The organism is Leisingera daeponensis (genome assembly GCF_019801465.1).
Taxonomy (GTDB): Bacteria; Pseudomonadota; Alphaproteobacteria; order Rhodobacterales; family Rhodobacteraceae; genus Leisingera; species Leisingera daeponensis_A.
Genome location: NZ_JAHVJA010000024.1, coordinates 1 through 21,699, shown reverse-complemented (window position 1 = coordinate 21,699; position 21,699 = coordinate 1). Strand labels below are relative to the sequence as shown.

Below are 21,699 nucleotides of genomic sequence, written 5' to 3'. Positions count from 1 at the left end.
TCAAAGAGCATCACCCCTGAGAGACAACAATCCCGGCTGCGCTCCAATCTCTTGCCGCGCCGCCGTTCCAGATAACCCTCGGTGGTGACCGTCAGCGCCTCAGCGCCGCCGGTGAGGGGGCTTTTACGGACACCGCCAAACACCCGCAACCCAAAAATTCAGAAAAACGCAGAATTCCGGAAAGAAAAATCACAAATCAAACAAAATCAATACATTACAGCAAAACAAAGTCAGAAACACTGACCCGGTTGCCGCCCCTCCCCCGCGCCGCAAACCACCCCGGACACCGCCAAACCGGTGCCCGCAGCACTTACCCACAGACTCAACCCCATTATCCACAGACGCAATGACAGGAATCGCGGTCTCCCAAACCAGGCTTCCTTCCGCCCAGCCTCACTCCAGCCCAAAGCCCCCGGGGGAATCGCGTGAAAAACAAATAAGCGGGCAATCACCCGCCCGCAGGTACCGAACTCTCAGCCTTCAAGTTTGCTCAACCCTTTCGCCAGGCTTTCTCGAATCCCTGCTGCTTCCATGTGTAACCGCAACCGTTGGTTATACCCGCCCGGCGTATTCAGCGCATCGATCAGTTCCGTGCAGCCTGACGCCTGCAGGCTGGAGGACACCAGCATCCGCAGGAAAGCCTCTCCCTGCGCAGGGTCCGATACCCGCTGCCCAAGCCAGTCCGCAGCATCGCCCACCAGGCGCGCAGCCGGCGAGAGCACAGCCTGCGCCGACAGATAGGCCTTCAGCTCCGAGCCGTCCCGCAGCGCAAAGATCCGGTTGTCCGGTTCGAAGATGCGGGCAAGCAATGCGGTATCCCCGAGAACCATCACCGGGGAGCCGCCCCGTGCAATGCCCGGAAAAGGCATCATGACCGCTGCTGCCCGTGCCGGCGCAACCCAGTGCGAAACCTGCTCCAGATCCGCACCCGCCATGAACGAGACCACTTGCTGATCGGCCCGGAAGGCCAAACCGCTCAGGATCGCCGCCGCGGATTCCGCCATCAGTCCCAGAAACACCACGTCGCTGGCATCGACAACGGCCTGATTATCAGCCACGGCCACATCCTCGAACGCCGCCGCAAGCGCCGCGGAGTGGCTTGCGCTGCGTTCCGACACGGTGATCTGATGACCCTTGCCCGTCAGCCCCCGCACCACGGCAGCAGCGATGGTGCCGCATCCCAGGACTCCCAGACGCATATCAAATCTCCTTCATCAGCCGCAGCGCATCATAGATCGCCGCGTGGGTGTTGCGTGCCGAAACCGCATCGCCGATGCGGAACAGCTGGAACCGGCCCGCGGGATTGGCGCGGAGCGTTTGAGGCTTGCCGCTGATCAGGGCGCTTTGATCCACTTCTCCACAGTTGACCGAAGCGTCCCTGAGCGCGAAATAGAGATCGTCCAGCGGCAGGGTTCCGTAGTTCAGCACGACCTGATCATACTCTGCCCGATAGGAATGGCGGCTGTAATCCGTGCCAATGGACGCCGTCAGCCGGTTGCCGCTGCGGGCCAGTCCCTGCAGGCGGCGGGCAACCGTGAATGTCACATCCTTGTCCTGCAGCGCCCGCATGTACGGAACCAGGTTCATGCCCATGATGTCAGGGGCAAAGGTCCGGTCGGGGGTCATGACCTCCACCTTGGCGCCCGCATTTGCCGCAGCTTCAGCAGCCATCAGGCCCGGATGATCGCCGCTTTCATCGTAGACCAGAACATGCCCGGCCGGCTTCACATCGCCGGAAATAATGTCCCAGCTCGACACCGCATGGGGCAGGTCTCTGCCGGTTTCATGCAGCATCATGCAGGGCATTCCGCCGGTTGCCACAATCACGACGTCCGGGCCCAGCGCCTGAACATCCTCTGCTTCGGCCCAGGTGTTGAAACGGAACGCCACGTCGCGGGCAGCGCATTGCGCCATGCGCCAGTCAATGATGCCGATCATCTCAGCCCTGCGCGGGTTCTGCGCGGTCAGGAGGACCTGACCGCCCGGCTCTGCTGCGGCCTCCAGCACGGTCACGTCATGGCCGCGGTCGGCCGCCACCCGCGCAGCCTCCAGCCCGCCTGGCCCGGCACCAACGATTACCACTTTCCTGCGGGTTTCAGCCGGGGTGATCAGGTGCGGCATCGTGAGTTCGCGCCCGGTGGCAGCATTGTGGATGCACAGCGCCTCCCCCGCCTGGTAGATGCGGTCCAAGCAATAGGTGGCGCCGACGCAGGGGCGGATATCATCCTCGCGCCCTTCCATGATCTTCTTCACGATATGCGGATCGGCCATATGGGCACGGGTCATTCCCACCATATCCAGCAGGCCGCTGGCAACCGCGTGGCGCGCAGTGGCCACATCCGGAATGCGCGCGGCGTGGAAGGTCGGCATGCCTGTTGCCTTCTTCACCTCTCCAGCGAAGTCCAGATGCGGCGCCGACTTCATCCCCTGCACCGGGATCACATCGGTCATGGCCGGATCGGTGTGGATGCGGCCGCGGATCACGTTGAGGAAGTCCACCATGCCGCTGTCCGCCAGGCGTTTGGAGATCTCCAGCCCCTCTTCCGGGGTGATCCCGCCCGCTTCCGCCTCATCCGCGGTGTACCGCAAGCCGACAATGAACTCATTTCCGACACGGTCCCGCACGGCCTGCAGAACGTCCATCGGCAACTTCATCCGGCTGTCCAGCGTCTGGCCGCCGTAAGGCCCGTCCAGATCATTGGTCAGCGGCGACCAGAACTGATCCAGCAGATGGCCATAAACCTGCAGTTCGATCCCGTCCATTCCGCCCTCTTTCATCCGCTCCGCCGCATCGGCGAAGTCGGAGATGATGCGGGTGATGTCCCAGTCTTCGGCCAGTTTCGGGAAGGACCGGTGCGCAGGCTCCCGGTGGCGCGAGGAGCTGACAGAAGGGAGCCAGTCGCCCTTGTTCCAGCCGGTGCGGCGGCCCAGGTGGGTGAGCTGGATCATCACCGCTGCACCATGTTCGTGAACCTGATCGGTCAGGTTGCGGATCCAGGGAACCACTTCGTCCTTGTAGGCAAGGATGTTGTTGAACACCGGCGGACTATCGCGGCTGACCGCAGCCGATCCCGCGGTCATCGTCAGCGCCACGCCGGCCTTCGCCCTCTCCGCGTGGTAGGCGGCATAGCGCGCCTTTGGCATGCCATCCTCCGGATAAGCCGGCTCATGGCTGGTGGTCATAATCCGGTTGCGAAGCGTCAGGTGCTTCAGCTGGTAGGGTTGCAGCAGCGGATCCTTGGACATGGGCGTCTCCTGGCACGGTGGCTTGGCGGCGAGTCTTCCGCCACTCTTGACACATATGTCGATAAAACTTTCACACCTGTCAAGAAAAGTTGCACCCGCCCCGCCCCGCTGCTATGGCTGGGGCATGGACACACAGGACATTTCCCGCCCGAGGCTGAGCGAAGAAGACTGGCTCGCAGCGGCTTATGAGGTGCTGACCGAAAGCGGTGTGGAAGCGGTGAAGGTGATGCCGCTGGCCAAACGGCTTGGCGTTTCGCGCACCAGTTTCTACTGGCACTTCAAGGACCGAGAAGAACTTCTGGAAGCGATGGTCCGGCGCTGGGAGGAGCGGAATACCGGGAACCTGGTGGCCCGTACCGAGGCCTATGCCGAAAGCATTGCCGAAGCGATGTTCAATCTGTTCGACTGCTGGATCGACCCGGAACTGTTTGATGCAAGGCTGGATCTGGCAATCCGCAACTGGGCGCGCAACGACAGCAGCCTGCAACAGAGGCTGGATCTCGCGGATACCCGGCGGGAGCAGGCCATGACCAACATGTTCACACGCTTCGGCTACCCGGAGACGGATGCGCTGATCCGCGCGCGCGCAATGATCTACACCCAGATCGGTTATATTTCGATGCAGGTGCACGAAAGCACGGAGTACCGGATTTCCCTGATGCCCGGCTGGATCGAGGTATTCACCGGCACCCGCCCTGAGCCGCGGGATCTGGAACGGTTTTTGGCCCGGCACCGCTAAACCGGCCGGGACCCGGACGCAAGGAACAGTCCAAAGCAGAAGCGCTCCCGCTGGCCAGGCAAGCATCAAAAAGGCCCGCCCTGCAGTTGGGCCGCGCGCCTGGCGCCAGCCCCGCGCTACCAGAAGAAACGGGCGCGGAACCTCTGGTTCCGCGCCCGCCTTGTTTGCCCCAGCAGCTGTGCCGGATTATTCGGCTGCAATCTGCCCTTCAATCTTCTCGACCCTCACCGCCGAGAACTTGAACTCGGGGATTTTGCCGTAGGGGTCCAGCGCCGGATTGGTCAGGATGTTCGCGGCCGCCTCCACATAGGCGAAGGGCACGAACACCATGTCCTCGGCAATGGCCCGGTCGGCGCGCGCCATGATCTCGATCGAACCGCGGCGGGTCGACAGGCGGATCATTTCACCCGGTTCGATCCCCATCAGCTTGAGCGTGCGCGGGTTGAGCGAGCAGTTCGCTTCCGGCTCCACCGCATCCAGAACCTTGGAGCGGCGGGTCATCGACCCGGTATGCCAATGCTCCAGCTGACGGCCGGTGGTCATGATCATCGGATAGTCCGCATCCGGCGCCTCATCCGGCGGAATGACCGAGGCCGGGGTAAAGCGGGCGCGGCCCTCGGGACGCGGGAAACCGTCGCCGAACACGATCGCCTGACCGGGGTCGGTCTCATGCAGCGACGGGTAGGTGATGGTCTCGGTTTCCAAACGCTCCCAGGTGATGTTGTTCAGGGACTTCATGTTCAGCTTCATCTCGGCAAAGACTTCGCTGACATCCTTGTAATCCCAGGGCAGACCAATGCGCTGTGCCAGTTCGACAGTGATCTTCCAGTCCTCGCGGGCGCCGCCCGGAGGCGCCACCGCGGGGCGAACACGCTGCACCTGACGGTTGGTGTTCGACACCGTGCCGTTCTTTTCATACAGCGCGGAAGCCGGGAGGATGATGTCGGCATAGTTCGCGGTCTCGGTCAGGAAGATGTCCTGCACGATCAGCAGATCCAGCTTGGCAAAGGCTTCGCGCGCGTGGTCGGCATCCGGGTCGGACATCGCCGGGTTCTCACCCTGAATATACATGCCCTTGATGTTGCCGGCATAAGCCTGGTCAACGATCTCGGTCACCGTCAAACCCTTCTCGTTCGAGAAGTCGCCGCCGCCCCAAACGTCAGTGAAGCTTCTGCGCACATCATCCGACGTCACGGTCTGGTAATCCGGCAGGAACATCGGGATCAGGCCCGCGTCAGATGCGCCCTGCACGTTGTTCTGGCCGCGCAGCGGGTGCAGGCCAGCACCCGGCTTGCCGACGTTGCCGGTCATCAGAGCCAGCGAAATCAGGCAGCGGGAATTGTCGGTGCCGTGGATGTGCTGGGAGATCCCCATGCCCCAGAAGATCAGGCCGGCATTGCCGTTCGCAAATGTGCGTGCGACGCGGCGCAGCTGCTCGGGGGACACACCGCAGATTTCCGACATCTTCTCGGGCGTGAACTGCCGCAGGTGCTCTTTCTCGGCTTCCCAGTTCTCGGTCCAGCGGTGGATGTACTGGCTGTCGTACAGCTCCTCCTCGACGATCACGTTCATGATCGCGTTCAGCATCGACACGTCCGCACCCGGGCGGAACTGCACCATCTCGGTCGCGAACCGGCGCAGGCCGACGCCGCGCGGATCCATCACGATCAGCTTGCCGCCGCGCTTGGTGAACTGCTTGAAGTAGGTCGCAGCCACCGGGTGGTTCTCGATCGGGTTGGAGCCGATCACGATGGCCACATCGGCATTTTCGATCTCGTTGAAGGTCGCGGTCACCGCACCGGAGCCGACGTTTTCGATCAGCGCCGCAACGGACGACGCGTGGCACAGACGGGTGCAGTGGTCCACGTTGTTGTGCTTAAAGCCCTGGCGGATGAACTTCTGGAAGAGATAGGCCTCTTCGTTGGTGCATTTCGCCGAGCCGAAGCCTGCAACTGCTTTTGGGTTTTCGTCGCGCAATTGCATCAGGCCTTTGGCGGCCAGATCCATCGCCTCTTCCCAGGTCGCTTCGCGGAAATGGGTCGACAGATTGCCCGGATCCACGTTCAGACCCTTGGCCGGCGCATCCTCGCGGCGGATCAGCGGTTTGGTCAAGCGGTGCGGGTGGTGGATATAATCGAAGCCGAACCGGCCCTTGACGCACAGGCGGCCTTCGTTCGCGGGACCGTTGATGCCCTCGACGTATTTGACCTTGTTATCCTTGACCTTGAGCGACACCTTGCAGCCAACGCCGCAGAACGGGCAGACGCTTTCGGTCTCGGAGTCATAGTCCTTGCTGTCGCCAACCTGGTTGTCGTCCATCACCGTGGCAGGCATCAGCGCGCCGGTCGGGCAGGCTTGCACGCATTCGCCGCAGGCGACGCAGGTGGACTGGCCCATCGGGTCGGCGATATCGAAGGTCGGATAGGCATCGTGGCCGCGGCCGGCCATGCCGATCACGTCGTTCACCTGCACTTCACGGCAGGCGCGCACGCACAGGCCGCAGGAGATACAGGCGTCGAGGTTCACCTTCATGGCGACGTGGCTGTCGTCCAGCAGCGGGATGCGGCCTTCTTCCAGCTTGGGAAAACGGCTCTCGGTAACACCGTTCAGCTCGGCCATGTCCCACATGTGGGAGGACTTGTCGTGCGCCTCTTCCCGCTTGGGCTGGTCGGCCACCAGCAGTTCCATCACCATCTTGCGGGCATTTTCGGCGCGCGCGTTGTTGGTGGTGACAACCATGCCTTCAGCGGGTTCACGGATACAGGAGGCGGCCAGCGTGCGCTCGCCTTCGATCTCGACCATACAGGCCCGGCAGTTGCCGTCCGGGCGGTATCCCGGCTGCGGCTTGTGGCACAGGTGCGGGATCTTCAGCCCGCGGCCGTTGGCGACTTCCCAGATGGTCAGGCCCTTTTCTGCCGTGACCTGTTCGCCATCGAGTGTGAATGTGACTTTATCGCTCATGGCTCAAACCTCCTCGGGGAAGTGTTTCATGGTCAGGCGGATCGGGTTCGGCGCAGCCTGGCCCAGGCCGCAGATCGAAGCATCGACCATCGCGGTGCTCAGCTCTTCCAGCAGGCCCTGATCCCACTTCTTCTCGCTCATCAGCTTGACGGCTTTTTCGCAGCCCACCCGGCAGGGGGTGCACTGGCCGCAGCTTTCATCCTCGAAGAAGCGCAGCATGTTCAGAGCCGCATCGCGGGCCGAGTCCTGATCGGACAGGACAACCACGGCAGCGGAGCCGATGAAGGTGCCATGCGGCTGCAGCGTGTCGAAGTCGAGCGGAACGTCATTCATCGACGCAGGCAGCAGGCCCGAGGACGGGCCGCCCGGCTGGTAAGCCTTGAAGGAGTGGCCATCCAGCATGCCGCCGCAGGCCTCGATGATGTCGGTGATGGTGGAACCGGCGGGCAGCAGGTGCACGCCTGGGTTCTTCACCCGGCCCGAAACAGAGTAGCTGCGCAGGCCCTTGCGGCCGTTCTTCTCAACCGAATTCAGGCACTCCGGGCCTTCGCGGTTGATCTTGCAGACCCAGTACAGGGTCTCGACGTTGTGGACCAGGGTCGGACGCCCGAAGACACCCACCTGCGCCACAAACGGCGGGCGGTGGCGCGGCTCGCCGCGCTTGCCTTCGATCGACTCGATCATCGCGCTTTCTTCGCCGCAGATATAGGCCCCTGCCCCGCGGCGCAGATCGATGTAGCCTTCCTCGACGATGCCGGCGTCTTCCAGCGCCTTGATCTCGCGGCGCAGGATTTCCAGCACCGCCGGATACTCGTCGCGCATGTAGATAAAGGCTTTCTCGGCCTCAACCGCCCAGGACGCGATCAGCATGCCTTCGAGGAAGACGTGCGGGGTGCGCTCCAGGTAATAGCGGTCCTTGAAGGTGCCCGGCTCGCCCTCGTCGCCGTTCACAGCCAGGTAGCGCGGGCCCTCGTTGGCGCGGACGAACCCCCATTTGGTGCCGGACGGGAAGCCTGCGCCACCCAGGCCGCGCAGGCCGGCTTCTTTGACTTTCGCCTGAACCGCTTCCCAGTCGCCATTGGCGCGCAGGTCTTTCAGCGTGGCATAGCCTCCTTCGGCCTCATAGGCTGCGAAGGTTTCATACTCCGGGACGTGCGCGTGGGTGTCATCTGCCGCGATCGCCGCTTCCACCTTCTCGACGGTAGCGTGGTCGATGTGGTTGTGGCCGATCTCCAGCACCGGCGCAGTGTCGCAGCGGCCCATGCAGGGCGCGCGCAGCACGCGGACCTGGCTCGCGTCCAGACCGTCTTCCAGCGCCTTTTGCAACTGCTGGGCGCCTGCCAGTTCGCAGGACAGCGAATCGCAGACCCGGATGGTCAGCGCCGGCGGCGGGGTCTCACCTTCCTTGACCACATCGAAATGGGCGTAAAAGGTAGCCACCTCGTAAATCTCGGCCTGCCCGGTCCGCATTTCCTCGGCCAGCGCCCGGATATGCGCGGCGCTGAGGCAGCCGTATTTGTCCTGAATCAGGTGCAGGAACTCAATCAGGAGGTCACGGTTGCGCGGGTGGTCCCCCAGCAATTCCTGAACCTCGCTCAGCGCAATGTCGTCAACCTGGCGGCCCTTGGGCGTTTTGCGCCCCTTGCCTTTGCCGGACTTCCACACGCCCTTGCTATCATCCAATGGTGCCATGGGATCCTCCAGTCAGCACGTCTTCCATTCTGCCAATGCCATCAAGAATGAATATCGTCAAATCTGGAAATTGGATTGCACGATCAGAAATTTTTATGACGCCATTTGCGGCATCCTACTGTCTACAAACGTCGCAACTACCCCTTTTAAAGCGCGCACAGTTGTGAGTTCCGGTGTCCGGTCCAGAGTCGCAATACAGATCGGGCGCGCCTGCTCCGGCTCGACCAGCGCCAGAACCCGGGTGCCTCCCAGATCGCCAAGCGCCTCCATCAGCGCCCGCGGCAGGATGGTTGCTGCCGAGCCCTCCCGCGCCAGAACCATCGAAGCCATGAAACCATTGGATTCGGAAACGATCTCCGGCTTCAACCCCAGGTCGGCAAAGATGCGGTCCAGAATCCGCCGGTTCTGCATCTGCTGATCCAGCAGGCTCAGCGGCAGCTCCGCTGCTTCGGCCCAGCTGATCGCGTCTTCTCGGTCGGCCACCATGCCTTCCGGCGCTAGCAGAACATAACTTTCTTCATAAAGCTGCTGAACGGTCACCAGTTCGCGGCCCATGCCGTCGGCATAAGTAATCCCTGCGTCGATAGTGCCATCGTAAAGGCGCTGCTGAATAGCCAGAGAGGTGGTGACCTCCACCTGTGCCAGAATCCGCGGGTAGGCCTGATGCACCTGATCGACCAGCTGCGCAGCCCAGGCAGTCGCCGTTGGTACCACCCCCAGCACCAGTGTGCCGCTCACTTCGCCGCGGGTCGCGGCAATTTCCTGTTCCAGGGCTTTGGCGTCGTCGAGAATAGACCGCGCCCGGCGCACAATCATCATGCCTTCCTCTGTCAAACCTTGAAAACGGTTAGCCCGGCGCACGATCGACAGGCCCAGCCGCTCTTCCAGATTCCGGATCCGCATGGAAAAGGCGGGCTGCGACATGCCGCAGTCCGCGGCGGCCTTGGCGAAATGCTTGTGCCGCGCCAGCGCTGTCAGCAGCATCAGGTCCTTGAGTTCGATCATTCCGGAACTTTAATCCGCCGGCGCTGCTCTGCACAATAAGACAGTTGCCGGCTCAGCCTTCGCCGTCAGGGGCAGGCACCAGTGCTGCACCTCCGTACAGGCCGGTCAGTTCCTCCAGAACAGCCAAGGCGCTTTCCAGCTGCGCGGCCATTTCCGGGCGGCCCTCAAACGCCTGTCCCAGCAGGCCGGACCGGAGCTCCCGCATTTCCGCGGCGACCCGGCAGCCTTCGTCCGTCAGGCTGTAGGAGACTCCAGAGCGGCCTGCCCCCTGTTTGCGTGTCAGGCCGGCAGCAGCCAGTTTTCGCAAGGAGTACTGGATGTTGGGAATATCCACGCGATTGGTGACACGCGCCATTTCCTTGATCGACTTGGAACGTCCACCATCCCCGATAAACTGCAGTAGGGTGATTTCCGCACCCGAAAGCGTCACGCTGCTCAGCTGCTCAAAGCTTTCCGCCTGCCATCGGATAAGGCCTTCATGCGCACGTTGCACTGCCATCTCCAGGCTGTGCAGCCTGTCAATGGCTTTTCCGGAAGTTAACGGGGAAATGGAAGGGCCGACTGAATAATCCAACGAACAACTCCAAAAAATGCTGCCAAAAAATGGCACAAAACTTGCGGATCAGAATGACGCCTCTTCCGGCGCCTGCCCGTCTGGCAGTCAAATACGAGCGCTTCCCGCCGGGAGCGCCGGGCATAATTCCGAAAATCCAATTCAAATGACCCGCAACATATCCATTCAAATGCTCCGGACTGCAATACCCAGCTGGGTATTGCAGCAGATGATGCCCCCGGAGAGTGCAGGCCCGGCACTTGGAACAGGCCAAACCAGGCCTTGGCACACTTTCGCAAGCGGCGCGGCCAGCCTTCCGGATGTGACTTCTCAAGCCACTGAAAGATGCCGCAAATCACGCCGATTGATGGCGTAACGGGCAAGTCCCCCGTAGGCCGCGCGCACCTGCGCCCTGCCGGTTTCACCGGACAGGCAAGCTGCTGCAGCCAATTCTGGAAACAAATCGAACAGCTCCCGCCTGCCGTCTGCGGTCAGGCCGCGCACAGCTTCCGGGCCGGGCCAGAAAGTTTCTGTCGCCGCGCCTTCGGCAAAGATCACCTCATGCTGCTCTGTCATTAGGTGCACGTAGGTAACCGGGCCGTCGGCACCGCTTAGCTGCGTGCAGTTCGGATCGATCTCTGCCAGCAGCTTGGCTGGCAGAAAGCTCTCATCGAACTGTCGGCCGCCGCCAAGGGTGTGGCGGCCGAGCAAAAGGCGGTGTTGCGGCGACACAAGCATAGGCTGCTCCAGGGCCAAGAGGCCGCCCGGGCGCAAGCGGTAAGGCCTCAGATGCGGGCGGCGCGCCAGCTCCGCGGGGCCAAGGGTGCGGCAGCCCACCCAGATCACCGGCTGGTAGCCATTGTCTGCAGTTTGCAGCAGATCGCCCACCCGGATCTGGCCGGCCGGCACCGCACCGCGCCGGGTGGCCAGCACGACGTCCGGCGTGAAACAGGGGATGCCGGCAGAGTGCATCTGCGGAGCGGTGGACATCTGCGCGGGGGCGACCCCCTGCAGCACCAGCTTTTCACCGCTCGGAAAGGTCAGCAGAGCGTTGCCGAAACCGTCGTCGCTGACGGAAATATCCCAGGCACGCACCGCTCCGTCAGGCCCGGTGCCGCCGGTCAGGTCAGAGACGTCCAGCTGGTCATTGTAGAATCCGTTACTGTCATCATCCGCGATGCTGAAGTCGCTTATGGTATCAGTGCCGCCGCCGCCGCTGAGGACCAGTTCGTCGTAGCCGGCGCCGCTGGTGATGGAATCGTCTCCGGCACCGAATGTGACTGTGTCGTCGCCCGCCCCCGCATCAATCGTGGTGCCGGCGCTATCGGCCGATGCATCGACCGCATCGTCCTGATCCGTGAGTTTAAGCAACTCGATCTCGGAGAAGGTGATCGTGTCGGTGCCGTCGGTGATCGTGCCCGCCTCATCACCGGTATAGGTGACGGTGACGCCGGTGGTGACGCCGGAGACATCAACGGTGTCATCGTCGTTGCCGGCCTCGCCGCCGGTCAGGGTGTCATTGCCGAACCCGTCGGACATTTTGAAGGTATCGGCGTCGGCCTCGCCGTGCATTTCGTCGGCGCCGCCGCCGCCCACCAGAAGGTCGTCGTCGTTGCCGCCATACATGGTGTCGGCACCGTCGCCGCCTTCCAGCGTGTCGTTGCCGTCAGTTGCAATAATGCTGTCGTCGCCGCTGCCCCCGACAAGACTGTCGTCACCGGCGGAGTTTCTTAGCGTATCGTTACCGGCTCCGCCGATCAGCGTGTCATTGCCCAGGCCGGTGGTCAGGCTGTCATCACCGTCGCCGCCTTCGATGTAGTCATCGCCATCACCGCCGGAGATCGTGTCCGCACCCAGGCCGCCGATCAGCGTGTCAGCCCCAGCGCCCCCGTCCATCACGTCGTCGCCGTCGCCGCCTTCCAGGCGGTCATTGCCGGTCTCACCATACATCAGGTCGGCGTCAGCGCCCCCAAGGAGGAGGTCGTCATCGTTGCCGCCATACATGGTGTCGGACCCGTCGCCGCCCTCCAGGGTGTCGTTGCCGTCAGTCGCAACGATACTGTCGTTGCCGGTGCCACCGACCAGGCTGTCATCGCCAGCCGAATTCCTCAGGGTGTCGTCGCCTTCGCCGCCGATCAGCGTGTCATTGCCAAGGCCGGTGGTCAGACTATCGTTGCCGGCGCCGCCTTCGATGTAGTCATCGCCGTCGCCGCCGGCGATCGTATCCGCCCCAAGACCGCCGATCAGCGTGTCAGCCCCAGCGCCCCCGTCCAGCACATCATCGCCATCGCCGCCGTCTAGGCTGTCGTCGCCATCTTCGCCCAAAAGTGAGTCATTTCCGCCCTGGCCATAGACAATGTCATGCCCGGCACCCCCGAAAACGGTGTCGGCGCCTTGCTCGATCGGGGTGATGACCGGATCGTCGATAACGTCGCCGGACAGGGTGAAGCCCGCCAGCCCGTCGCGGGTCTGCAGGGTGAATTCAATCGAAGACTGGTCCTCGAACCCAGCGGAGAACCAGGCATCCTGGTCGGTGTACGAATTGCGCTGCGTCCCGGTGGCGGTCACAATACTGCCATCGGTCGCAGTGTTGAGTGAGGTCAAAGACGAAACGCCAAAGGAGGTGAAGCTGCTGCCGTCGATAATGACAGCCTCGGCATCGCCATAACCGCTGTTGTCATCGATATCGTTGAACGTGGCAGTGGAGTTCAGATAGACCGGCTCGCCGGTCGCCGGATCGAAAAACTCCAGCCGGAAGGTCGCCTGATCGCCAGCCTGATCGCCTTCCAGCAGAATTTCAGCACCTTCAGTATAACCGAACTGCACCGACATGTTCGAATTGGATTTCTCCACCAGGACAAGTTTGCCCCAGACCTTGGTGCCATCTTCAAGTGTCGCGATGTCGCTGAAAACTGCGTAGTTACCGGCAGACCCGGTCCAGCCGTCATGCGAGATGGTCTGGATCTTGTTAATGTTCAGTTCAAGCGGGCTGGCATCCGCGCCCTGATTGAACCCGTCCCCCATGTCGCCATAGATGACATCATCGCCGTCCCCGGCATCGATGGCATCGTTGCCTTCCTCCCCCGCAACGGTGTCGGCACCGGCGCCGGCTTCGATGATGTCATCACCGGTGGTTCCTGCAAGCCTGTCGTTGCCTACTGTGCCTTTCAGGGTCGCAAGAAGGCCGGCAAGCCAGTCAGGTAATGCCATAGTAAAATCTCATATTTCGGTCATGGCTGTACGGGCGCCCGTACAAGGCCACGTGTTTTTGGCTTAGGCGCCGTTGGTTCTGCCCTCAATACAGGCATCCCTGTAATGAATGGTAAATCCGGAAGAAACCTGACCGGAACTGCAACGAAACGGCCGGTATGCCCCACGGCAGTGCAGTGCCATGCCGACCGGCCACGAAGGATGCTCCGCACCATTCCGGGCCGCAGATGATTCGCGCCAACCTGAAGGCGTTCAGTTAAAAGTGGAACGTTATTTACGCCGCCCAAGGCCGCCGAAAGGCTCAAATACAGGGCTGCGGCGGCCATTTTAACCGCCCTGAAATGAATCCACCGGAGTGTTTTTGCATCCAGCACCTCTCGGCTGGCACCGCCCAAGGCCGCTCTCAGGCAGTCCGGCAGACTGAAATGTTGATGGGAACTTCGCCGTAATGACTCGACTGTTTAAATTCTGGAACAACATGCGGCTGGGCCGCAAACTGCCGCTCTCCATTGCCGTGCCGACAATTCTCCTGACGCTCGCCTCGGGCTTTTTCTTTGCCTGGGAGGCCGGGCAGGCACTGAAGGCCAACCGCGAGGCCGCTTATGCCACGCTGCTGGAAGAGCGCAAGGAAGCGCTGGAGAACTGGGTTGCAGGGCTGCGGTCCCAGACCCGGACGCTGGTGGCAAGCAAGGCGGTTGAAACAGCGCTTCGCGACTTCTCCAACGGCTTCTACTCGCTTGGCGACGATCCCAGCGGCCATCTGCGCGCCGCCTATGCCGATGGCAACCCGAACCCGGCAGGCGAGCGCTACAAAATGCTGGACGCCCAAGATAAATCCGCATGGTCAATCCGCCATAAGATGAACCACGCCGGCTTTGTCACCTTTCTCGAAGAGCAGGGGTTCCTGGACGCCTATCTTTTGGATGTTCAGGGCAACATGGTCTATTCAGTCCACAAGAACGAAGACTTTGCCCTGAACTATTTGGACGGGCCGTACAAGGACAGCGGGCTGGGCCAGGCCTTCCGCGCCGCCCTGGAGATGGAGCAGGGCAACGTGTTTCTGTCGGAAATGGCTGCCTACCAGGCCGATGGCGGGGCAGCGGCGATGTTCATTTCCTCGCCCATCTTCAAGAAAGGCGCAATCATGGGGGCTCTGGTGCTGCGTGTGCCGGTCGACGGCATCGCCGGCATCCTGTCCCGGTCCGCGCTGCTCGGGGAAACCGGCCAGGCATACCTGGTGCGCGGGGATGGCGCCGCCTTGACCCGGTCTGAACGTGAAGGCGGCCACGAGGTGCTTTCCAAACTGCCTGAACTGCAGCAGATCTCCGCGGCACTCAGCGGCGGCGAGAGCAGTTTTTCCGGAACTCCCGGCCTTTCCGGACAACCGGTTGAAGCAATGGCAGCAAGCGTCGGCCTGGAAGACCGCAGCTGGGGAATTGTGCTGGAAGTCGACAGTGCCGAAGCTCTGGCAGCCGAAAAAAGCCTGGTCAATGCCTCTATGCTGCAGGCTGTGGGCGTCGCTCTTGCGGTGGCCCTGCTGTCCTGGATCGCAGCCCGCGGCATCGCGCGCAAGGTGTCCGGCCTGTCCGACAGCGTCGAACACATTGCCGCCAAGGATTATGACCACCCGGTTGCCGGTCTGGGAACCGGCGATGAGTTCGGCAAAATCGCAGGCATCCTGGAAGGCTTCAAAACCGACTTGCAGAATGCCCAGCTTGCCGAAGAAGAACGGGCGGAGGCGCAACGCGAGCAGGATCTTGTGGTCAATGAACTGCGCACTGGCCTGACGCATCTGGCCAACGGGGACTTCTCAACCACGATTGATGCGCCCTTCCCCGAAGCCTACAAAGGCCTGCAGCTGGACTTCAACCAAACGGTCGACACACTGAACGCAACCGTCCGCGAAGTGGTGGAAGCCACCACCAGCATCCGCAATGGAACATCGGAAATCAGCCAGGCCTCTGACGACCTGTCGCAACGCACCGAAAGCCAGGCCGCGACACTGGAACAGACCGCAGCGGCGCTGGATCAGATGACCGCCAGCGTCAAGGCAGCCGCTGACGGCGCGCGCCGTGTCGAAACCGCCATGAACGAGGCCAGAGACGAAGCAAAGGCAAGCGGCGAAGTTGTGCAGAACGCGGTATCCGCAATGAATGGAATCGAGGAATCCGCCCGCCACATCTCGCAGATCATCGGCGTGATCGACGATATCGCCTTTCAGACCAACCTGCTGGCATTGAACGCGGGCGTCGAGGCAGCGCGCGCAGGGGATGCAGGGCGCGGATTTGCCGTTGTGGCCTCTGAGGTGCGGGCGCTGGCGCAGCGCTCCTCGGATGCGGCAATGGAGATCAAGGCGCTGATCTCCAATTCCGGCGAACAGGTGGAAAAGGGCGTGGTTCTGGTCGGAAAGGCCGGCGACGCGCTGCACAGCATCGTCTCGCAAGTGTCGCATATTTCGGACCTTGTGTCAGACATCGCGGAAGGCGCCGCGGAACAGTCCACAGGCATCGGCGAAATCAACACCGGCGTGATGCAGCTGGATCAGGTCACTCAGCAGAATGCTGCAATGGTGGAGCAGATGACCGCTGCGGGACAGCTGCTGAACGGCGACGCTTCCAACCTGGCCGGGCTGGTGGCCCGCTTCAATGTCGGGCAGGAAATGCGTGCGCCGCGCCAGGACGCGCAGCCGGACCTTCCGTCCGCTCACGGAACCGGCTGGGATGAGGTGCCGCAGGCTTCAGTTGCCGTGCCTGTTTCGGAGGGGTCAGCGGCCCTGACAAAATGGCAGGACTTCTGAACCGTCCGGGTGCCTGCAGGCCAGCAATGCGGTGCGGCTGCCGCATGTGCCACACTGTGCGGCAGCCGAAAGCAACCATGTTGTGAAAACCGGATCTTCAGACTTACAATGGAGAATAAGACAGTACCGAGCACCTGGCACAGTTTAAGGCCGCAATTGTCAACAGGGTTCCTGAACAAGCAAAGGTAGCTGAATGGCCGTGTCTAACCTTCCCGCAAGCTGGCTGCGCGCACTCAGCAACAGAACTTATCTGCCGGCCTTGCTTGCGCTGGCGGTAGTGTGCGCCGCGGGCCTGTATGCCGAAGGACAGAACACCACAATTCACTACCAGTCCCAGCGCGCCGACACTCAACAGGAAGCGGGAATGCTGAAATCCCGCCTCGAAGGCCAGCTGAACGGCGATTACCAGCGCCTGCGCGGACTGGCGGCGATGCTGGCGACGGAACCGGACATGGCCCAGGCCAGGTTTGCTGGAATTGCCGCCAAGGTGCTGGAGGGGGAAACCGCCATCCGGCATATCGCCGCCGCCCCCAGTCTAGTGGTGTCCCTGCTTCACCCCATGAAAGGCAACGAGTCAGCCATCGGGCTGGACTACAACAAAAACGCGGCACAGCGCGCCGCCGCCCACCGGGTGCGCGACAGCGGCGATATGGTTCTGGCAGGTCCGGTTGACCTCGTGCAAGGCGGATCGGGGTTCATTTACCGCTTACCGATTTTCACCGGCACCGGCGCGGAGCGGGAATTCTGGGGAATTTTGTCAGCGGTCGTGGAAACCGGAACTCTGTACGCAGGCACCGGTGTGAACGGCGGCAGCGGCCTGGACATCGCGCTGACCGGGCAGGATGGCACCGGCGCAGCCGGGCTGCAGTTCTTCGGCTCCCCCGGCATTCTTTCCGACGACCCGGTCCTTATGGATATCAACCTGCCTGCAGGCACATGGCAGCTGGCGGCCCGTCCCCAAGGCGGCTGGCAGGAACAGCCTGCCAACGTGTGGCAGCTTCGCTTTGCCCTTCTGGCAGCCGGCACCCTGATCGTTTTCCCCACCTTTCTCGCAGGCAGGCTCTCAGCAGCCAGGCAGACCGCGATCGGCAAGCTGCGCCGCCGGGAAGCGGAACTGGAGGCCGTATCGCGGCGGCTGGAAATTGCGGTCAAAACCTCCAAGGTCGGCATCTGGGAATGCGATGCAGAAAACCAGCGCGTCAGCTGGGACAGCCGCATGCATGAATTGTATGGGGTCCCCGAAGACCAGGGCCCGCTGACCGGCCAGGCCTGGAACGACCGCCTGCACCCGGAAGACCGCGGCCGCGTTGCAGAGGCGCTGCAGGCGGCGGAACAGGGCAACACGCATTTTGCCTCTGAATTCCGGATCCTTCTGGAAGACGGCACGGTTAAGCACATCCGGGCGCTGGCCAGCCCGTTCACCGATGCGCGGGGCCGCGAATGGATGATCGGCGTCAACTGGAATGTCTCCGAGGATGTCCGCTTGCGGGAGGAGCTCATCCGCGCCAACCAAACCCTGTCCGAGCGCAACAGCGAGCTGAACCAGGGCAAGCAGGCCCTGGAACAGGCGCACGCCGAACTGCAGAAGCAGCAGGCCGAACTCCACCGTCTGTCGCTGGTCGCCAAACACGCCTCCGACAGTATCATCCTGACGGATGCAGACCGGAGGATCCTTTGGGTCAATGATGCCTTCACGCGCGCCACCGGTTTTCAGGCCGCCGACGCCATAGGCCAAACCCCGTCGGAACTGCTGGACGGGCCCGGTACCGACGCCGGGGTGATCCGGGAAATGAACCGGCACAAGGACCTCGGCATCCGTTATCACAACGAGGTCCTCAACTACACGAAAACAGGTGACGAGGTCTGGTTCGACACGAACATTGTGCCCGTTACAAGCGCCGACGGCTCCGTGGATCTGATCATCGGCATCGAACGGGATATTACCCACAGCAAGCAGCGTGAGCGCGAACTCGCCGAAGCCAAACTGGAGGCTGAACAGGCCGACCGCGCCAAGTCGGAGTTTCTGGCGAACATGAGCCATGAAATCCGCACGCCGATGAACGGCATTATCGGCATGGCGGACCTTCTGACCGAGGCAGACCTGCCGCCGGATGAGATGCAGAATGTGGAAACCATCCGCAGCTCCGCCCAGGCTCTGCTGAAGATCATCAACGACATCCTTGACCTGTCACGTCTGGAAGCCGGCAAGTTCTCCATTTCCGCGGAGGACTTCAAATTGCGCGACTGCATCAGCAGTGCCACAAATCTTTTTCGCCCGAAAGCGCAGGAAAAAGGCCTGCTTCTGGAAGTCAGCTACGCCGAAGGATTGCCGGAGCGGATGCATGGGGATGACGGGCGTTTACGGCAGATCCTGGTCAATCTGATCGGCAACGCGGTAAAATTCACGGCGGAAGGCAAAATTGCGGTTCGGGTTTCGCATGCCCCGGACGATCCTTACTGTTTGGTCATCGAAGTCGAGGACAGCGGGATCGGGATCTCTGAAAACCAGGCACGCCACATCTTCGACCGGTTCACCCAAGCCGACGCCGCCACAACCAAGGCTTTCGGCGGCACCGGTCTGGGTCTGACGATCTCCAGCATGCTGGCCAAACGGATGGGCGGCGGCATTTCGGTGATGTCGGAACTCGGCCAGGGGTCCTGTTTCCGGATGGAGCTGCAGTTTGCGCCAGCCTGCCGGGCACCAGAGAAGGTCTTGCCCCCCAGCTTGGAGACCGTCCCGCAACTCGGCCCCTGCAGGGTGCTGCTGGCCGAGGACAATCAGACCAACCGGCTGCTGATCCGGAAATACCTGCGCGGCCAGCCTGTCGAACTGACCGAAGCTGCAAACGGCCGCGCCGCGGTGGACATGTGCAAAGACCTGCAGCCGGACATCATTCTGATGGACATGTCGATGCCGGTGCTGGACGGTATAGGTGCAACCCGGGAAATCCGCAGTCTGCCTATCCGGCAGCCTGTCATTGTCGCTCTGACCGCCAACGCCTTTGCCAGCGACCAGCAGGCCTGCCTGGAAGCGGGGATGGATCATTTCCTGGCCAAGCCGGTGAAAAAGGCGGTGCTTCTGCACACGTTGGCCGAGCTGCTTGCGGAAACCGCCGCCCCGCAGAAACCCCGGGCCAGCGCCTGACAGGGGCCGCCAAATTACACTGCTGTCCCGATCAGGCCTACACCAGCGGCCATCAGAACCGCCGAACCAAGCCTGCGCATCCAGTAACCCTCGCCGAGAAACAAGAACCCGATCAGCGCAGCAAAAACCACCGAAGTTTCCCGCAGCGCAGAAACCGCCCCCAGCGGGGCAAAGTTCTTGGCGTAAAGCACGAGGCCGTAGGCGATCATCGACACAAGCCCGCCGGCAATACCCAAGGCCCAGGTCTTTCCGGGCAGGGCTGCCAGGGTCCGGCGCTTGCGGACGGCAACAAACCCGGCAATGAAAATATGCAGGAATGCCCCCCAGGCCCAATAGCTGAGCGTATTGCCCGAAAGGCGAACGCCCAGGCCATCGAGCACGGAGTAAATGGAAATGCAGAACCCGGTGCCGGCAGCAAAGCCAAACGCCGCACGCCCCACACCGGAGCGCAGCGCCTTCCAGCTGCTGAGCTGAATTCCGCAGGCTATCACTGCAATTCCGGCCCAGGCCTGCAGCGGCAGAACTTCCCCGGCAAAGGCCATCGCCCAAACAGCAACCAGGACAGGAACAATGCCGCGGGCAATCGGATAAACCACGCTGAGATCACCATGCTGGTAGGCACGGCCCAGCATGTAGTAATACCCGAAATGCACGACGGTTGAGGCGAGGATATACGGCGCGCTTTCTGCCGAAGGCAGCGGCAGCACCGCAATCATCACCGCGCTGGGGATAACCTGGCCAAAAGCCACCAGGCCGAGCGTCGTGGTCCGGTCGGCAGCTGTCTTTACGATGGCATTCCAAAGCGCATGCAGAAGAGCTGCCGACAGGATTATGGCAATTAGGGGAAATGTCATCTCAGGGTCAGGTCCTTGAGCCTGCAGCAGGGCGCGGTGCCATCTTGGCTTCGGCCTGGACGTACAGACGTCCGCTTATGGCCGGCACAACTCCCGGGATCAGCCCCCACCGCCCCGCGGCGGGCGGCAGCATCTCAGCGCCCGCAAGGCTGATCAGAAACATCATTTCCCCCATGCCGGTTCCCGCTAGAGGCTCCCTCGAAGGGTAAGCGGTTTCCGGCAAGGCCTTAGCGCCGCCCGGCCGCGGCAGCAACTGCTATTCCCGCCACCGCCCCGGGGCCGAAGGCGATACCTCCTTGCTGTACCGGCATTGTGGCGGCAGTCCGGTCAGCCAGTCTTGCCGGGGAGGGCGATTTCCGTTTTCACCCCCCATTCTGCCAGTGCATGTGTCAGCTTCTTCCCGGGATCCTGATCGGTGAACAAGACGGAGATCCTGCGCGGCTCCGGCCCGCAATGGGGGGCGGTATCGGCAAACTTGGGATGCGCCATTGCTATCGCCACCTTCTGGGCGCACTCCGCAGCCACACAAGCCAGCTGCGCTTCCTCCGCGCTGTGGTAGAGCACCCCCTGTTTGGCTGACACGGCATCCGCTGAAAGGATTGCCAGATCCAGCGAGAACCGGCGCAGCTGCTGCTCCGCGACATATCCGAAAGTGCCGCGCTCATTGCTGTGCATTTCCCCCCCCAGGAAATGCACCCTGTTGCCATTATGATTTGCCAGGGTCTGCGCAGCTCCAATGGAATTGGTGACAACGATCAGCCCTGACTTTTGCCGCAACTCCTCTGCAACAAAAGCAGTGGTGGAGCCGACATCCAGGAACAGCGCCATCCCATCGCGCACATGCCGGGCTGCCAGCGCAGCTATTCTCGCCTTCTCCTTCTGATTTTCCGATATTCGCCGGGCAAAGCTGGTTGCGCTTTGCGGGCCCGCGAGAAAGGCGCCGCCGTGCACGCGCTGCACAGCGCCGGCTTTGTTCAGCGCTTTTATGGTTCGGCGCACCGTCTCTTCCGAGACGTCCAGCATCCGGGCCAGCTCTGCACTGCGGGCGGAACCGCCCAGGCGGCGCAACGCATCCACCAGTTCCAGTTCACGGTGAGAAAGGGAATGAGAATCTGACAAGAGGTTTTTCCGTTTGCAGCTTCCGGCCTGGCGCAATTAGGCACGGCCCGCCAGCCCATGACAAGGCTTTCCCCGAACTCGCCGTGGTATGCCGAAAAACCTGCCCAAGGGGGAATGTGCTGCCCGTGCAAGCAGTCTCCATGCAGAAGCCAGTGGCTCCCATTACTCACCCGCTTTTTCCGCGGGCGCTCCCCTGATCGGGCCAAAAGAAAACCGACGCGGCTGGGCTGCCGCGGCGGTTCGGTTTCTTCAATGCCGGTACGGCTTACAGGTTGGGGTACAGCGGGAAGCGGGCGCAGAGGTCCGCAACCTTGGCGCGCACCGCGGCTTCCACGTCGGCGTTGCCTTCTTCACCGTTGGCCGCCAGCCCGTCGATCA

Annotated in this window: 12 protein-coding genes; 3 read left to right on the top strand and 9 right to left on the bottom strand. The window is 62.2% G+C overall.

Annotated elements, in window-relative coordinates:
* Positions 1–473: 473 nt before the first annotated feature.
* Positions 474–1,199 (bottom strand): NAD(P)-binding domain-containing protein, encoded by a 726-nt coding sequence (locus KUV26_RS22840; protein ID WP_222510182.1) that lies wholly within the window; start codon positions 1,197–1,199, stop codon positions 474–476.
* 1 nt (position 1,200) lies between these two features.
* Positions 1,201–3,246 carry an NADH:flavin oxidoreductase gene (locus KUV26_RS22835; RefSeq protein WP_222510181.1) on the bottom strand — a complete coding sequence of 682 codons (2,046 nt, stop codon included), beginning with the start codon at positions 3,244–3,246 and terminating at the stop codon, positions 1,201–1,203.
* Positions 3,247–3,370: 124 nt separating this feature from the next.
* Between KUV26_RS22835 and KUV26_RS22830 the strand changes: the two genes are divergently transcribed.
* Complete coding sequence (locus KUV26_RS22830) at positions 3,371–3,985, top strand: TetR/AcrR family transcriptional regulator (protein WP_222510180.1); 615 nt, start codon at positions 3,371–3,373, stop codon at positions 3,983–3,985.
* Positions 3,986–4,171: 186 nt separating this feature from the next.
* Here the strand turns inward: KUV26_RS22830 and fdhF are convergent, their stop codons facing one another.
* The 5 genes from fdhF to KUV26_RS22805 form a co-directional block, all read right to left on the bottom strand.
* Positions 4,172–6,946 carry a formate dehydrogenase subunit alpha gene (gene fdhF, locus KUV26_RS22825; RefSeq protein WP_222510179.1) on the bottom strand — a complete coding sequence of 925 codons (2,775 nt, stop codon included), beginning with the start codon at positions 6,944–6,946 and terminating at the stop codon, positions 4,172–4,174.
* A gap of 3 nt (positions 6,947–6,949) precedes the next feature.
* Positions 6,950–8,638 carry an NAD(P)H-dependent oxidoreductase subunit E gene (locus KUV26_RS22820; protein ID WP_222510178.1) on the bottom strand — a complete coding sequence of 563 codons (1,689 nt, stop codon included), beginning with the start codon at positions 8,636–8,638 and terminating at the stop codon, positions 6,950–6,952.
* 93 nt (positions 8,639–8,731) lie between these two features.
* Positions 8,732–9,643 (bottom strand): LysR family transcriptional regulator, encoded by a 912-nt coding sequence (locus tag KUV26_RS22815; RefSeq protein WP_222506352.1) that lies wholly within the window; start codon positions 9,641–9,643, stop codon positions 8,732–8,734.
* 52 nt (positions 9,644–9,695) lie between these two features.
* The gene (locus KUV26_RS22810; RefSeq protein ID WP_261400086.1) at positions 9,696–10,142 is read right to left on the bottom strand and encodes a winged helix DNA-binding protein; all 447 of its coding nucleotides are present in this window, start codon (positions 10,140–10,142) and stop codon (positions 9,696–9,698) included.
* Between the two features lie 384 nt (positions 10,143–10,526).
* Entirely contained in the window at positions 10,527–13,406 is a 2,880-nt protein-coding gene (locus tag KUV26_RS22805) for a Hint domain-containing protein (RefSeq protein ID WP_222510176.1), read from the bottom strand.
* A gap of 448 nt (positions 13,407–13,854) precedes the next feature.
* Between KUV26_RS22805 and KUV26_RS22800 the strand changes: the two genes are divergently transcribed.
* Positions 13,855–16,203: a methyl-accepting chemotaxis protein gene (locus KUV26_RS22800; RefSeq protein WP_222510175.1), complete on the top strand. Its 2,349-nt coding sequence runs from the start codon at positions 13,855–13,857 to the stop codon at positions 16,201–16,203.
* A 364-nt stretch (positions 16,204–16,567) separates the two neighbouring features.
* Positions 16,568–19,348, top strand: a complete 2,781-nt coding sequence (locus tag KUV26_RS22795; RefSeq protein WP_261400085.1) for a PAS domain S-box protein — start codon at positions 16,568–16,570, stop codon at positions 19,346–19,348.
* Positions 19,349–19,362: 14 nt separating this feature from the next.
* On the opposite strand, the gene KUV26_RS22790 is transcribed toward KUV26_RS22795, so the two are convergent.
* Both KUV26_RS22790 and KUV26_RS22785 read right to left on the bottom strand, forming a co-directional pair.
* Positions 19,363–20,202 (bottom strand): DMT family transporter, encoded by an 840-nt coding sequence (locus tag KUV26_RS22790; RefSeq protein ID WP_222506347.1) that lies wholly within the window; start codon positions 20,200–20,202, stop codon positions 19,363–19,365.
* A gap of 327 nt (positions 20,203–20,529) precedes the next feature.
* Positions 20,530–21,321: a DeoR/GlpR family DNA-binding transcription regulator gene (locus KUV26_RS22785; RefSeq protein WP_222510173.1), complete on the bottom strand. Its 792-nt coding sequence runs from the start codon at positions 21,319–21,321 to the stop codon at positions 20,530–20,532.
* Between the last annotated feature and the right edge of the window lie 378 nt (positions 21,322–21,699).

Bases quoted from the DNA above. Each gene is read 5' to 3' on its own strand.
- KUV26_RS22810 (WP_261400086.1), bottom strand. From the start codon at position 10,142: ATGGCAGTGCAACGTGCGCATGAAGGCCTTATCCGATGGCAGGCGGAA.
- KUV26_RS22835 (WP_222510181.1), bottom strand. From the start codon at position 3,246: ATGTCCAAGGATCCGCTGCTGCAACCCTACCAGCTGAAGCACCTGACG.
- KUV26_RS22815 (WP_222506352.1), bottom strand. From the start codon at position 9,643: ATGATCGAACTCAAGGACCTGATGCTGCTGACAGCGCTGGCGCGGCAC.
- KUV26_RS22800 (WP_222510175.1), top strand. From the start codon at position 13,855: ATGACTCGACTGTTTAAATTCTGGAACAACATGCGGCTGGGCCGCAAA.
- fdhF (WP_222510179.1), bottom strand. From the start codon at position 6,946: ATGAGCGATAAAGTCACATTCACACTCGATGGCGAACAGGTCACGGCA.
- KUV26_RS22790 (WP_222506347.1), bottom strand. From the start codon at position 20,202: ATGACATTTCCCCTAATTGCCATAATCCTGTCGGCAGCTCTTCTGCAT.
- KUV26_RS22830 (WP_222510180.1), top strand. From the start codon at position 3,371: ATGGACACACAGGACATTTCCCGCCCGAGGCTGAGCGAAGAAGACTGG.
- KUV26_RS22840 (WP_222510182.1), bottom strand. From the start codon at position 1,199: ATGCGTCTGGGAGTCCTGGGATGCGGCACCATCGCTGCTGCCGTGGTG.
- KUV26_RS22805 (WP_222510176.1), bottom strand. From the start codon at position 13,406: ATGGCATTACCTGACTGGCTTGCCGGCCTTCTTGCGACCCTGAAAGGC.
- KUV26_RS22795 (WP_261400085.1), top strand. From the start codon at position 16,568: ATGCTGAAATCCCGCCTCGAAGGCCAGCTGAACGGCGATTACCAGCGC.
- KUV26_RS22820 (WP_222510178.1), bottom strand. From the start codon at position 8,638: ATGGCACCATTGGATGATAGCAAGGGCGTGTGGAAGTCCGGCAAAGGC.